The 13,232-nt window shown below is 73.9% G+C and carries 12 protein-coding genes; 4 read left to right on the plus strand and 8 right to left on the minus strand.

Annotation, left to right across the window (positions count from 1 at the left end):
* Positions 1-130: 130 nt before the first annotated feature.
* The 5 genes from CLV70_RS32330 to CLV70_RS32350 all read right to left on the minus strand — a co-directional run bounded on the left by CLV70_RS32330 (position 131) and on the right by CLV70_RS32350 (position 4,093).
* Positions 131-766, minus strand: a complete 636-nt coding sequence (locus tag CLV70_RS32330; protein WP_106130426.1) for a hypothetical protein — start codon at positions 764-766, stop codon at positions 131-133.
* A gap of 381 nt (positions 767-1,147) precedes the next feature.
* Positions 1,148-1,639, minus strand: a complete 492-nt coding sequence (locus tag CLV70_RS32335; RefSeq protein ID WP_106130427.1) for an RDD family protein — start codon at positions 1,637-1,639, stop codon at positions 1,148-1,150.
* A 29-nt stretch (positions 1,640-1,668) separates the two neighbouring features.
* Positions 1,669-2,361 (minus strand): DUF2752 domain-containing protein, encoded by a 693-nt coding sequence (locus CLV70_RS41450; protein ID WP_170148692.1) that lies wholly within the window; start codon positions 2,359-2,361, stop codon positions 1,669-1,671.
* Between the two features lie 92 nt (positions 2,362-2,453).
* On the minus strand, positions 2,454-3,206 hold the full coding sequence (locus tag CLV70_RS32345) for an SGNH/GDSL hydrolase family protein (RefSeq protein WP_106130428.1): 753 nt from the start codon (positions 3,204-3,206) through the stop codon (positions 2,454-2,456).
* A gap of 350 nt (positions 3,207-3,556) precedes the next feature.
* The gene (locus tag CLV70_RS32350; protein ID WP_106130488.1) at positions 3,557-4,093 is read right to left on the minus strand and encodes a GNAT family N-acetyltransferase; all 537 of its coding nucleotides are present in this window, start codon (positions 4,091-4,093) and stop codon (positions 3,557-3,559) included.
* A 129-nt stretch (positions 4,094-4,222) separates the two neighbouring features.
* Here CLV70_RS32350 and CLV70_RS32355 point away from each other — a divergent pair, with 129 nt between their 5' ends.
* Positions 4,223-5,803, plus strand: coding sequence for an ABC transporter transmembrane domain-containing protein (locus CLV70_RS32355; protein ID WP_106130489.1), 1,581 nt, complete (start codon positions 4,223-4,225; stop codon positions 5,801-5,803).
* Between the two features lie 201 nt (positions 5,804-6,004).
* Positions 6,005-7,957 carry an ABC transporter ATP-binding protein gene (locus CLV70_RS41455; RefSeq protein ID WP_245908596.1) on the plus strand — a complete coding sequence of 651 codons (1,953 nt, stop codon included), beginning with the start codon at positions 6,005-6,007 and terminating at the stop codon, positions 7,955-7,957.
* 197 nt (positions 7,958-8,154) lie between these two features.
* Here CLV70_RS41455 and CLV70_RS32370 read toward each other — a convergent pair whose 3' ends face one another.
* Positions 8,155-9,540: a sensor histidine kinase gene (locus tag CLV70_RS32370; RefSeq protein ID WP_211303976.1), complete on the minus strand. Its 1,386-nt coding sequence runs from the start codon at positions 9,538-9,540 to the stop codon at positions 8,155-8,157.
* Positions 9,533-10,210 carry a response regulator gene (locus CLV70_RS32375; RefSeq protein ID WP_106130490.1) on the minus strand — a complete coding sequence of 226 codons (678 nt, stop codon included), beginning with the start codon at positions 10,208-10,210 and terminating at the stop codon, positions 9,533-9,535. The genes CLV70_RS32370 and CLV70_RS32375 overlap by 8 nt, the downstream gene beginning before the upstream one ends.
* Positions 10,211-10,303: 93 nt before the next feature.
* Between CLV70_RS32375 and CLV70_RS32380 the strand changes: the two genes are divergently transcribed.
* On the plus strand, positions 10,304-11,629 hold the full coding sequence (locus tag CLV70_RS32380) for a DUF2079 domain-containing protein (RefSeq protein WP_106130429.1): 1,326 nt from the start codon (positions 10,304-10,306) through the stop codon (positions 11,627-11,629).
* A 71-nt stretch (positions 11,630-11,700) separates the two neighbouring features.
* Entirely contained in the window at positions 11,701-12,441 is a 741-nt protein-coding gene (locus CLV70_RS32385) for a hypothetical protein (RefSeq protein WP_146164238.1), read from the plus strand.
* 61 nt (positions 12,442-12,502) lie between these two features.
* Here the strand turns inward: CLV70_RS32385 and CLV70_RS40580 are convergent, their stop codons facing one another.
* Positions 12,503-13,084, minus strand: coding sequence for a tRNA 2-selenouridine(34) synthase MnmH (locus CLV70_RS40580; RefSeq protein ID WP_106130431.1), 582 nt, complete (start codon positions 13,082-13,084; stop codon positions 12,503-12,505).
* Positions 13,085-13,232 lie beyond the last annotated feature (148 nt).

Genomic DNA, 13,232 nt, shown 5'->3' on the forward strand with positions numbered 1-13,232 from the left:
CGGGTGACTTTTTCTTTGACTCCTCAACGGTCGCTGATGGGGTGGTGATCCGCTCGGGCCGAACTCACCGACTGTGAAGGACCAAAGTCCCGGTCCGGTCAGCCCCTCGCCGGAGAACCGGACACCGGTGTCAATTACCGGCCGGGGAGGAATCCGCCAGGTCGAGCACGTAGCTCTCGCCCTCGCGCCGGAACCCCAGCCGGCCGTAGTACGGGGCGAGCATGCCGGGCGGCGTGATCACGCGCCGGCAGCCCCGGTCGGTGAAGTAATGGCTGCGCCGGTAGACGAACTCGCCCGGCGTGAAATCCCTGTACCGCTGGGTGACGTAGTCCAGCTCGACGCGCGCGACCCCGTCCTCGTCGCCGCGGAACAGCACCACCCCGACGATCTCATCGCCGTTGACCACGAGAAACGACGCCCGGTCCGCGTCGCCGCCGTCCCACCGGAACCGCGGGTTGAACCGCGCGATGTCCTCCCGGTGCAGCTCGAGCAGATACCGGACGATCTCCTCGTCCCGCACCTCCACCACCCGGTACGCCTTCTCGTCGTGCCGCGTGGCCACCATCCGCACCAGATACCAGACGTTGATCACCGCGAGCACGACGTTGAGCCCCACCATGGGCCACACCCCGAGCGCCGCGTTGAAGCCGATGAGCACCAGACAGCCCACCAGATTGAGCGCACGCAGGCGCAGCAGCCGGCTCTGCAGCAGCGACCACACGAGCAGGGCGGAACCGATCCAGCCGATCACGTCGAGCCACGTCACCCGGCCAGCGTAGGTGCGCCGGCCGGCCGCGGGGGCGCCAACCCCCGATCACCGCCGGCAGGCCCTCCGGCCGTGCCGCCGCCCACCCCCCGATCACCCGCCGGCGGGTCATCCGGCCGTGCCGCCGCCTCCACCCGGGAGACCGGCCGGGGTTCGCCCCGGCTGTGTCCGGCCGCCGTTCGTCGTGCTCGGCCGCTTGTTTCCGGGTCTCGCCCCGGCTGTGCCCACCGCTGTTCGTCGTGCTCGGTCGCTGTTCGTCGTGCTCGCTGGCGGCTCGGGGCGGCTCGGGGCGGCTCGGGGCGGCTCGGCTGTGCGCGTCGTCGTGCCCGGCTGTCGTGCTGGGTGCGGGTCGCGGCCGGTGCGGCCGCGACCCGCCGGGCGTCAGCGGACCACGAGGGTCTTGACCATCTTGTCGGCCAGCGTCTGCTTCTTGGCGTCCCAGAGCGGGAACAGGAAGCCGATGTAGCAGATCAGGCCGTCGACGATGTGCGCCAGGTCGCGGACGAAGGCCATGCCGGCGCCGATCGGCTGACCGGTCTGCTCGCCGACGAGGCGGATGCCGAGCGCCTTGCGGCCCCAGCTCTGACCGGTCCGGCCGGCCTGGAACCAGCGGTTGTAGCCGCTGACCGCGATGCCGAGCAGGGTGAAGATCCAGTACAGGGCGTTGAAGGTGGGCAGGCCGGTGGCCTCGTCCGTGCCCCGGCCCAGGATCAGAGCCAGGATCGAGAACGGCAGCACGGCCAGAGCGTCGATCAGGTACGCGCCGACGCGGCTGAGCCAGGACGCGTAGTCCGGGGTCTGGGCGGCGTACCCCGGCTGGCCGGAGTAGGGGGCACCGGGGGCGGCGCCGTACGGATCCTGCGGGTAGCTCATGCGAAATCCCTCGTGAAAGCGGTTCGGCCTCAGCCGAGCCGGTGCAGTTGAAAGAACCAGCTCGCCGCGGCGAGCAGGGTGATCGGCCAGCGCAGTCTCCGGCGCCGGTCGGCGGACCACGGCCGGGGCCCGGTCAGTACGCCGGCAGCGCGCAGCGCCACCAGCGGGACCGTGCCGGCCGTGACCGCCGCCAGCGCCAGAATCAGCGGATTGGCCGCGATCGCCTCACCGACATCGCCGCGCACGAGCGCGACAGCCGCGGTCGTGAGACCGCAGCCGGGGCACGGAATACCCGTCAGGGTCCGCAGCGGACACGGCAGACCCAGGCCGGTGCTGTCGGTGAGAGCCGGCCACACGAGTGCGGCCGCCGCAGCGGCGAGCCCGAACCCACCGATCCGTTCCGGGATCGAGAAAGTCCGCAGGGTAGTACTCCGATGTCGAGGGGGGAGGCCTGATGCTAGATGCCCGCGGGCCGTTCCGCGACCCCGTCCGAGACGAGTTCCGGCCGGCCGTCGCCACCACCCGCGGAACGCCGGCCGCGCCGGGGCAGCGGGCCTCCTCTCCCCCCGCCCATGGGAGAGCCGACGCCGATGGGCCCGCCCGATGTCCCCCGTTCGAGGTACGCGGTCCGGTGCGCGGCGCCCCGCTCGCCCGTTTCTGTGGCACCGAGGCACCGAGGCGCCGAGGACCAGGCACCCGAGGCACCGAGGCACCCGAGGCATCGAGGCCCGGGCACCCGAGGCACCGAGGCCCGGGCACCCGAGGCACCCCAGGCACCGAGGCGGCGGGTGCGGCGGGGACCCGGGGCCCCGGCTCAGGCGGCGCCGATCGGTGTCCAGGTCGGGAACTTGGCGGTGCGGTCGTCGCCGGACGAGCGTCCGCGCACCCGGCGCTGCAGCCAGGGCAGCACGTGCTCGCGGTAGTACCGGGCCTCGGCGAGCAGCCGTCGCCCCTCGGCCGGGCCGGGATCCACCACGTGCGCGGCGGTCGGGTGACCCATCGCGGTGAGGATCAGCCCGGCGGCGCGCTGGTGGCCGGCGGCGTTGAGGTGCAGGCGGTCCGGTGACCAGTAGTGCGGCCGGCGGATCTCCTGGTCGTGGAAGACGTTGGCGAACGGCAGGTCGTACCGTTGCGCCAGCTCCCGCACCGCGACGGTGAGCAGCTCGCCGCGGCGGCGCATGAAACCCCCGAACGGCAGCCGCTCCGACGGGTCGGCACCGCTGATGAGCACCAGGCGTACGCCGGCGTCCACGCACCGCCGCACGGCCTGCTCGGTGAGCTCGACCAGCCGGTTCATGTCGCTGCCGGGGCGCATCATGTCGTTGCCGCCGCCGTTGAGCGTCATCAGCGTCGGCTGCGGCGAGAGCGCGAGCGCGGTGTCGAGCTGCTCGGTGACGATGGGCTCCAGCAGGCGCCCCCGGATGGCCAGGTTCGCGTACTCGACGGGCTCTCCGGAAGCGACCGCCAGCCCGGCGGCGACCCGGTCGGCCCAGCCCCGCACGGACCCGTCCGGCAGCTCGTCGCCGAGCCCTTCGGTGAAGCTGTCCCCGATCGCCACGTAGCGCACCAGCGCCCCCTTCCGTCCCCGTCGTTCCGGCCACCCGAACGTTACCCACGGCACCGCGCGACCGTGAGCCAAGGTGACGGGTGTCGCCCACCGGCCGGGTGCCGCCCGCTCGCCGCGTCGGCGGGTTCTCTCTCGCCACGCCGGTCCGAAAAGTGTCGTACCCCTCTGGTGGACTCCCGGCATGCAGCGAGCCGACCCGAGACCGATGACCGTCACCCCGCGGGTGGCCCGGCGCGCCCGGCCGGCTGCCGGGCGACGGGCGCGGCCGCCGGCGGAGCCCGCCCGGGTGCGGCGCCGGCGGAGCCCGCCCGGGTGCGGCGCCGGTGGAGGTGCGGCGCCGCCAGGACGGGTCAGTGGGACTCGTACTGGTGGCGGGTGATGGCGTGCACGGCAACCGGTTGCTGGTTCGACGGGACGGTGGTGCTGAAGGCGTACCCGATTCCGAGCTTTTCCATGACGCGCGCCGAGCGGAGGTTGTTCTCGTGGCGGATGCTGATGATCCGGTCCAGGCCGGGGTCGGCGAAGCCGAAGCGCAGGGCCGCCGTGGCCGCTTCGGTGGCGTAGCCGTGCCCCCAGAAGCGCCGGGCCAGGCGCCAGCCGATCTCGACGGCGGGGAGCACCTCCGGCAGGAAGGCGGGCACCGCGAGTCCCGCCCAGCCGGCCAGCTCGCCGGAGTCGCGCAGCTCGACGGCGAAGAGCCCGAAGCCCTGCTCCCGCCAGTCCCGCCGCATCTTCGCCAGGGCCTCCGCCGACTCGTCCCGGGTGCGGACGGAACCGTCCATGATGTAGCGCATCACCTCAGGGTCGGCGTTGACGGCGGCGAGGGCGTCGAGGTCGTCGTCGCGCCAGCAGCGCAGGATCAGGCGTCCGGTCTCCAGAGTGGCCACGGACACCATTCTCGGGGCGCGCGGCGGTCCGGGGCGTTCGGGCAGCATGGGTGGGTGGACACTCGGGGACCCGCGCGCTATCTGTGGTGGCTGGCGAGGCAGCTGAAGGGCCGGGTGGCGCTCGGGGCGATGTTCGGGTCGCTGTGGTTCGCGAGCCTGGCCCTGACGCCGTACCTGTTGTCTCAGGCCATCGACCGGGGTCTCGGTCCGCGGCGGCCGGCGGTGCTGCTCGCCTGGACGGGTGCGGTGCTGGTGACCGGCGCGGCGAGCGCGGGGCTGGGCATCATGCGACACCGGTCGATGACCAAGTTGCGGCTGGCGGCGGCGCTGCGGACCGCGGATGCCGTCATGACGCACGCGACCCGGCTCGGCGCCGCCCTGCCCCGGCGGGTGACCTCCGGAGAGGTGGTCACCATCGGCATCTCCGACGTGTGGACGATCGGGCGGGCCATGAACGTCGGCGGCGTCGGGGTGGCGAGTGCTCTCGCGTACACGGTGGTGTCCGTCCTGTTGTTCCGCACCTCGCCGATGCTCGCCTTCGTGGCACTGGGTGGCGTGCCGGTGCTGGGACTCGCGGTGGGACCGCTGCTGTTGCGCGTGCAGGCCGCCGCGACGACGTACCGGAAACGGCAGGGCGGTCTGGCCGCCCAGCTCGTCGATGTGATCGAGGGCCTGCGCATCCTCAACGGGCTCGGCGGCAAGCAGGGGCACCTGGCGCGGTTCCGCAACGGCTCGGCGGAGCTGCGCGACCTCGGCTACCGCGTCGGGCGGATGAGCAGCTGGGTGGGGGCGCTGGGGGAGGGACTGCCGGGGATCTTCCTCGCGGTGGTGATCTGGCTGGCCGCGCGGGAGGCGGCGGCGGGCCGGCTCACCGTCGGGGAACTCGTCGCCGTGTACGGCTACACGGCCATGCTCGTCGTGCCGGTGAGCGTCTTCATCTTCTGCGGCTTCGACGTCACCCGGGGGCTGGTGTCGGCCCGGCACGTGGTCACCTTCCTGCGGCTGCCGCCGGAGGACACCGCCGGGATGCCGGCTCCGGACGGACCGGCCGGGCTGCACGATCCCGATTCCGGCGTACGCGTCGAGCCCGGCCGGCTGACCGTGCTGGCGAGCGCCCGGCCGGCCGACACGGCCGCGGTGCTGGAGCGGCTGGGCCGGTACGGCCCGACGGATGCCACCTGGGGCGGCCTGCGGCTCGACGAGGTCGCGCTGGACGAGGTCCGGGCCCGGATCCTCGTCGCCGAGCACTCGGCCGACCTGTTCCCCGGGACGCTGGGCGAGGTGATCGCCGGTCCCGACACCCCGCGCGACGAGCGGATCGAGACGGTGATCGGCGCGGCCGCGGCCCGGGACGTCGGGGCGCCGGACCACCTCGTGGAGTGGGGCGGGCGCAACCTCTCCGGCGGCCAGCGGCAACGGGTACGCCTGGCGCGGGCGCTCTACCGGGACGCCGAGGTCCTGCTGGCCGCCGAGCCGACGTCGGCGGTCGACGCTCACACCGAGGCGGCGATCGCGTCCCGCCTCAGGACGGCGCGGGCGGGCCGCACCACGGTCCTCGCCACCACGTCCCCGGTCGTGCTCGACCAGGCCGACGTCGTGCACTACCTGGTCGACGGCCGGGTCGCGGCGAGCGGTACCCACCGGCACCTGCTGACGGCGCAGCCCGGCTACCACCGCCTGGTCGCCAGAGTCTTCGGAGAGGACGAATGACCAGTCCACCCAGCGTGCCCGCGCGTCGCGTGCTCGCGCGTCGCGTGCTCGCGTGCCGGGTGCCCGCGTGTCGGGTGCCGGGCGGGGCCGGGTGGCGGACGGGCCGGGGGTGGCGGCTCGCCGGTGCCGGTGCCGATGCCGATGTGCGGGCGGCGCGGCGCGGGAGTCGCGCCGTGGGCGGCCGGTTCTGAGGGAGGACGGATGATCGGCACGCTGCCGGTGGCGGATCCGCGGACGGTGGCCCGGGCCGCCCGGCGCCTGCTGGCCGCCGACCGGCGGACCGTGACCGTCATGGTGGTGCTCAACGTGCTCGCCGCCCTGGCCGGGCTCGGTGGTCCGTGGCTGTTCGGCCGGATCGTCGACGCCGTCACCGGCGGGTCCGGCACCGCGACGGTGGACCGGCTGGCCCTGGCCGTGCTGGCCTGCGCCGTCGTCCAGACGCTGCTGTCCCGGTCCGCGCTGAGACTCGGCCACCGGTTCGGGGAACGGACCGCGGCGCGGATCCGGGAGGGCTTCCTCGAGCGGTCGCTGAACCTCCCCGCCGCGGTGGTCGAACGGGTGCCGACCGGCGACCTCGTGGCCCGGGGAACGACCGATGTGGACGCGGTGGCCACCACCCTGCGCAACGTGCTTCCCGAGATGTTCGTCGCGATCGTGCGGATGGTGCTCATCACCGTGGCGGTCGTGGTGCTCAGCCCGCCGCTCGGGGCGGCCGGGCTGCTCGGCTTCACCGGCATCTGGTTCGTGACCCGGTGGTATCTGTGCCGGGCGCGGGAGGCGTACCTGCGGGAGGGCGAGGCCAACTCGGCGATGGCCGACGAACTGGCGGCCACGACCGCGGGCGCCCGCACGATCGAGGCCTTCGGCCTGAGGGCGCGACGCCTGGCCGCCGGCCACGCCGCGATCGCCGAGACGAACCGGACCCGCCTGGCCACCCTGCGGCTGCGGTCCGTCTTCTTCCCGCTGGTGGAATTCTCGTACGTGGCCCCGATCGTCGTGGTCCTCCTCGCCGGCGGCGCGCTCTACTTCGCCGGCTCGGTGACGCTGGGCACCGTCGCGGCGGCGCTGCTGTACCTGCGGCAGATGGTCGGCCCCCTGGACACGATCATGCTCTGGATCGAGCAACTCCAGAGCAGCAGCGCCTCGTTCGCCCGCGCCGAGGGCCTGGCCACGGTGCCCCCGGACCGCACCACGCCGGTCAGGGCAGCAGACCACGCGCCGCCGGGCCGAGCGGCGGCCCGCACCGCGCCGGGTCGGGTTTCGGACCGCACCGCATCGGGCCGGGTTGCGGACCACGCGCCGCCGCGGCAGGCGGCGGACCGCACCACGCCGGGTCGGACGGCTGACCACGTGACGCCGGGTCGGGCGGCAGACCACGCGCTGCCGGGTCGGGTGGCGGACCGCGCCGCGCCGGGTCGGGTGGCGGAGGGTGGCACGACCGGGTGGGTGCCGGACGGGGACCTGATCGAGGTGCGCGGGGTGCGGTTCGTCTACGAGCCGGGGCGCGATGTGCTGCTCGACGTGGATCTGACCGTGCGGCCGGGGGAACGGCTCGCCGTCGTCGGGTTGTCCGGCGCCGGCAAGTCGACGCTGGGGCGGCTGATCGCCGGGCTGGACCGGCCGCACACCGGGTCGGTGACGGTGGGTGGCGTGCCCCCGGCCGATCTTCCCCCGGACGAGCTGCGCCGGCACGTCGTCCTGGTGACGCAGGAGCATCACATCTTCCGCGAGTCCCTGCGCGACAACCTCATCGTCGCGGCGCCGGACGACGTGTTGCGCCGGGCGTTGCGGACCGTGGGCGCCGACTGGGCCGACGACCTCGACGCGGACCTGGGCGAGAACCCGCCCGACGGCGCCCGCGCCCAGCAACTCGCGCTGGCCCGGGTTGTCCTGGCCGACCCGCACACGGTCATCCTGGACGAGGCCACCGCGCTGCTGGACCCCACGGCGGCGCGCGACGCGGAACGGGCGCTGGCCGCCGTCCTGCACGACCGTACGGTCATCGCCATCGCCCACCGGCTCCAGACCGCCCACGATGCCGACCGGGTGGCGGTGATGGAGGGCGGCCGCATCATCGAGCTGGGCAGCCACGACGAACTGCTACGCGCCTGCGGCCCGTACGCGTCCCTATGGGCCTCCTGGCACGGCACCTAGCAGGCCCGGCCCGCCCGTTCCGGCGTGCGCCGGGCGTGACTCGCCCGGCCGGCGTGCGGCGGGGCGTGCCTCGGCCGTGCCGGCGTGCGGCGGGCGCGGCTCGCTCGGCCCGGTGTGCGGCGGGCGCGGTTGGCCCGGCCCGGTGCTGGACGGGCTCGGACCGGGGTCGCCTGGAGAACCGCGACGCCCACCAGGATTTACGCGGCGGGGAGTTTGAGGGTGAAGCGCGCGCCCGGCCCGGCGCCGGCCTCGACCCGGCCGCCGTGCCGTACCGCGATGTCGCGGACGATGGCCAGGCCCAGGCCGGCGCCGCCGCTGTCGCGGGTGCGGGCCTCGTCCAGGCGGGTGAAGCGCTCGAAGATTCGCTCGCGGTCGGCCTCGGCGATGCCGTCGCCGTCGTCGGTGACCGTCAGGACCACGTCGCCGCTGTCGGGGCCGGTGGTGACGGTGACCGTGGTGCGGGCGTGCCGGTTCGCGTTGTCCAGGAGGTTGTGTACCAGCCGTTCGAGCTGACCCTGGTCGCCCCGTACGACGGCCGGGCCGGTCACCGTCGCGGTGAACGTCACCCGGCCGGTGCCGTGGCGGCGCTCCGCCACCTGCTCCTGGGCGATCTCCGCCAGGTCGACGCGGTCCTGCGGGCGGGCGCCGGAGCTCTCCAGACGGGCGAGGAGCAGCAGGTCGTCGGTGAGGCTCTGTAGCCGGCGGGTCGAGGCCAGGACGACGTCCAGCACGGCGGGCAGCTCGGCCGCCGGCCCGGACGCCCGGGCCACCTCGACCGTGTTGCGCAGGGTGGCCAGCGGGCTGCGCAGCTCGTGCGCGGCGTCCCCGGCGAACCGTCGCTGCCGCGCGATCGCGTCGTCGAGCCGGTCGAGGGTGGCGTTGGTGGTCACGGCGAGGCGTTCGAGTTCGTCGCCGGTCGCCGGCACGGGCACCCGGCGGTGCAGGTCCGCGGACGTGATCGCGGCCAGCTCCGCGCGTACCGCCTCGACCGGGCGGAGCGCGCGGCCCGCCACGAACCAGGCGACCGCCGCCACCAGCATCGTCGCCGCGGGCTGGGCGGCGGCGAGGACGGGGTCCACGGCGCGGATGGCCGCCTTCGCCTCGGCCGGCGACACCTGCAGGAAGTAGGTGACCCGGGACGGCTCGGCCACCGGGCCGGTGAGGGCCTCGACGATCCGGCCGTGCGGGTCGAGGAAGACGGTGACGGCCACGAAGGTGGCGGGACTCCCGCCGAGCGGCATGGTCACCGGGCCCGGCCGTTCGGCCGACGGCTCCGGGCCGGGCAACCAGCGCAGGTCACCGAGGTACGGCTCCAGCCCGGCGCTTGCCCGTACCGTCCGGTCGGCGTTGAAGGCGATCCACCGCTCGTGGGCGAACTCCCGCAGGCCGTTCTCGTCCCGGGTGGCGTGCGCGGTGGCGAGCCGGCGTACGTCACCGGTGCCCTGCTCGACCGACGCCTCGAAGCGGTTGGCGTACAGCTCGTGGCGCAGCCACAACGCCCCGGCACCGAAGCAGACGGCGGCGGCCGCGGCGGCGGCGAGGGTGGTGCGTACCCGGATCGAGGCGAGGCCGGGCCTAGGCACGGGCGTCCACCAGCCGGTAGCCGGCGCCACGCACCGTCTCGATGCTGTGCAGTCCGAAGGGCAGGTCGATCCGGCGGCGCAGCGCGGACACGTACACCTCGATGATGTTGATGTCGCCGTCGAACGCCATGTCCCAGACCTCCTCGATGATCTCGGTCTTGGTGACCACCTCGCCGGGCCGGCGGGCCAGGGTGACCAGGACGGCGAACTGCTTGGCGGTCAGCGCGATGTCGGTGGTGCCCCGCCGGCAGCGGCGCGTGACCTGGTCGATCACCAGGTCGCCGACCCGCAGCGGCGTCCCGGCGGGACCGGGCCGGCGCCGCAGCAGCGCCCGCAGCCGGGCCAGCAGCACGACGTAGGAGAACGGCTTGGTCAGGTAGTCGTCGGCGCCGGTGTCGAGCGCCTCGGCCTCGTCGTACTCGCCGTCCTTGGCCGTGAGCACCAGGACGGGAGCGGTGATGCCCGCCTCGCGGAGGTGCCCGCACAGCCGGAAGCCGTTCAGCCCGGGCAGCATCAGATCCAGGATGAACAGCTGGTACCGGTAGAGCCGGGCCAGGTTCCAGCCCTCCCGCCCGTCGTGCGCGACGTCGACCGCGTAACCCTCGGCCTCCAGCCCCGCCCGGAGGGAGGCGGCCAGGTCGCGTTCGTCCTCGACCAGCAGTATGCGCACGGGCACATGATGCCAATCCCGCGCAGCTCGGACCTGAAGTGATCTTCAGGCGGCTTCAGGGAGGCTTCAGCGGGCGGCGCCGATCCTCGCCGCATGCGGACCTCGGATCTCGCCACCCGGCCCAGGACCCGGTCGGTGGTCATCGCCGTGCCGGCGGTCGCGCTTTTCTGCGCGTACGCGACAGCGTCGGTGACCAGGCACCTCCGGGTCCGTTCCACGGGGTTCGACCTGGGCATCTTCGAGCAGGGCATCCGCGGGTACGCCGGCTGGGGCGCACCGACGGCGCCGCTGAAGGGTCCCGGGGTCCATCTGCTGGGTGACCACTTCCATCCGATCCTGGTGCTGCTCGTGCCGTTTTACCGGCTCTTTCCCGGTCCCTCCACGTTGCTGATCGCGCAGGCCGCGTTGCTGGCCGTGTCCGCGGTGCCGGTGACGCGGCTGGCGATCCGCCGGTTCGGCACCCGCGGAGGGTCGGCGATCGGCGCCGCGTACGGCCTGTCCTGGGGCATGCAGCGCGCCGTCGGCTTCGACTTCCACGAGATCTGCTTCGCGGTGCCGCTGCTGGCCTTCAGCCTCGAATGCCTGGTCGACCGCCGCTGGGCCGCGGCGGTGGCGTGGGCGGCGCCGCTGATCCTGGTGAAGGAGGACCTGCCGGCGACCGTGGCGGCCGTCGGCGGCTACCTGATCCTGCACGGCCGTCGCCGCCTCGGTGGGGCGACCGTGTGCGGCGCGGTGGCCGCCGGGCTGCTCATCGTCGAGGTGCTGATCCCCGCGTTCAACGCCGCGCACACCTACGGGTACGCCTCCGGCAGCGCCCCGCTCTCCGGCCTCCCGCAGAAGCTGCTCACGGTGCTGATGGTGCTGCTGCCGACCGGCTTCCTGGCCGTACGCTCGCCGATCCTGCTCCTGGCCCTGCCCACGCTGGGCTGGCGCTTCTGGTCGGCGAACCCGTCCTACTGGGGCACCGAGTTCCACTACAGCGCGGTGCTGATGCCGATCGTCTTCGTCGCGATGCTCGACTCCCCGCCCGCCCGGAGCCGGCGGTGGCTGCCCGCCTGGTGCCTGGCCTTCGCGGCCCTGCTGACCACGATGCTCCCGCTCCACGCCCTCGCCGACCCGGGAACGTGGCGCCCGGACCGCGCGGCGACGGCGACCCGCGCGGCCCTGCACCGGATCCCGGACGGCGCCACGGTCGCGGCGGACAACCGCCTCGCGCCGCAGCTGACCGCGCGCTGCGAGGTCTACCTCTTCCCCTTCTATCCCAGCGCCGCCCTGCGGCCCACCTGGGTGGCGATCCCGGACGCCCCGTCGAACGACCCGAGATCCGTCGCGGCGAGGGAAGCCCTGCCGAGCCTCGGCTACCGGCCGGCGGCATCGGGGGAGGGGGTGCTGCTGTTCACCCGCTCACCCGATCGCTGAACCGGTAGGGACGAACCGGCCTTCCCCGCGGGCTCCCAGCGGGTCAGCATGGACGGGTGCCGCTGTTCGAGATGACTGCCGATCGACCGTGGCTCTATCTGGAGAAGGTCGAACCTCAGGCGGTCGAGGAAGCCCGGACGCGCCTCGCCGAGTTCCTCGAGGATGTGGGCGGCGAGGAGGCCGTCCTCAGCCGTGAGGTCCGGGTCGTGCTGGTCGCGGCCGGTTTCGACCGGGAGATCACCACCACCGTGCTGTGGCTCAATGACGTCTACGGGCTCGACGTGCGGTGCGTGCGGCTCACCCCGTACAAGGTCGACAACCGCCTCCTGCTCGACGTGCAGCAGGTCATTCCGCTGCCCGAGGCGAGCCAGCTCACCGTTCAGCTGCGGCGCCGGCAGACGCGGGCCCGGGCGGCCGGCAGTGACACCCGGGACTGGACGCCGTACGAGATCATCACCCCGGCCGGGCGCACCGAGCCGCTCCGCAAGAGGCGAGCCGTGCTGGCGATGGTCACCGCTCTTCACCGGGCCGGTGTCAGCGCGACCGCCCTGGCCGGGGCCATTCCGCGTTCCCGCTTCCTGCCGGTCGACGGCACCCTGACCGGGGAGGCGCTCGCTGCGGCGTTCGCCAGCGCTTATCCGGGATCGCAGAAGCGGCTGGGGCGATGGTTCACCGAGGCGCCCCTCCATGATGACGGCAGGACGTGGGTGCTGTCGAAGATGTGGGGCACCAACACCGAGCCGGTCCTCGATCGTCTCGTCGCGCTCGCGCCGACCGAGGGCTACGACTACGAAGCGTCCTCCGGCAGCTGACGCGAACCGCCGCAGCACTCACGAGCATCACGTTCAGCGCCGCCGTGAAGGTCCTCGGATACTACAAATCAGTCGCCGACGCGAGTTGGTGCAGCACTGGCCCGCCGAGCGCGGCCAGATGGGGGGCGTACGTCCGGTCGTAGTAGTCCAGCAGGAGCTCGATCGCCGTGCGCAGCTCGCCACGCCCGAGCGCGGTGCGGACGGCCGCCGTGCGGGCGCCGCCGAGCCGGGTCTCGATGCGGGCGACGCCGGCGAGCCAGCCCGCGGCGGGCAGGGCTGCGTAGCCGGCGAGGATGGCCGCCGCCCGGCTCGCGGACGGGCGCTCGACCCGGACGAGTGGCATGACGGCGAACGCGCGGCTCAGCTCCGCCGGGAGACCCACGGAGCCGAGATACCCGCCCTTGTATTCCATCCACAGCGGACGGTCCGGATCGGCGGCGGAGAGCCGGGTCAGCACGGCCCGGGTGAAGTCGCGGTGCGTGGGCTGGGGGCCGGCGGCGCCGAACGCGGAGCCGCGGTGCGCGGCCAGCTTCTCGAGGTCGAGCACCTGCTCGCCGGCGCGGCGCAGGCCGTGCAGCAGTCCGGTCTTGCCCGATCCGGTCAGGCCGGTCAGCAGCACCGGCCGCAGCGCCCGCCCGGCCACGGGGATGGTGGGTGCCCCTCGAACGGAACGGGCAAGCACCGACAGGAATCCACCTGACGAGGAGAGCCGGACCGCCCGAGAGGACTCCCTCAGGTCCACCATTTCAGATTTCCACCCGATTAAAGAGCGAGCCTGCGTGACGCAGCAG

Source organism: Pseudosporangium ferrugineum (assembly GCF_003002065.1).
GTDB lineage: Bacteria > Actinomycetota > Actinomycetes > Mycobacteriales > Micromonosporaceae > Actinoplanes > Actinoplanes ferrugineus_A.

What these genes read in the sequence shown, in the direction of transcription:
- CLV70_RS32335 (WP_106130427.1), bottom strand. Translation starts at nt 1,639, where the DNA reads ATGAGCTACCCGCAGGATCCGTACGGCGCCGCCCCCGGTGCCCCCTAC.
- CLV70_RS41450 (WP_170148692.1), bottom strand. Translation starts at nt 2,361, where the DNA reads ATGCCTCGGGTGCCTCGGTGCCTCGGGTGCCTGGTCCTCGGCGCCTCG.
- CLV70_RS32355 (WP_106130489.1), top strand. Translation starts at nt 4,223, where the DNA reads ATGTTCGGGTCGCTGTGGTTCGCGAGCCTGGCCCTGACGCCGTACCTG.
- CLV70_RS41455 (WP_245908596.1), top strand. Translation starts at nt 6,005, where the DNA reads ATGATCGGCACGCTGCCGGTGGCGGATCCGCGGACGGTGGCCCGGGCC.
- CLV70_RS32380 (WP_106130429.1), top strand. Translation starts at nt 10,304, where the DNA reads ATGCGGACCTCGGATCTCGCCACCCGGCCCAGGACCCGGTCGGTGGTC.
- CLV70_RS32385 (WP_146164238.1), top strand. Translation starts at nt 11,701, where the DNA reads ATGACTGCCGATCGACCGTGGCTCTATCTGGAGAAGGTCGAACCTCAG.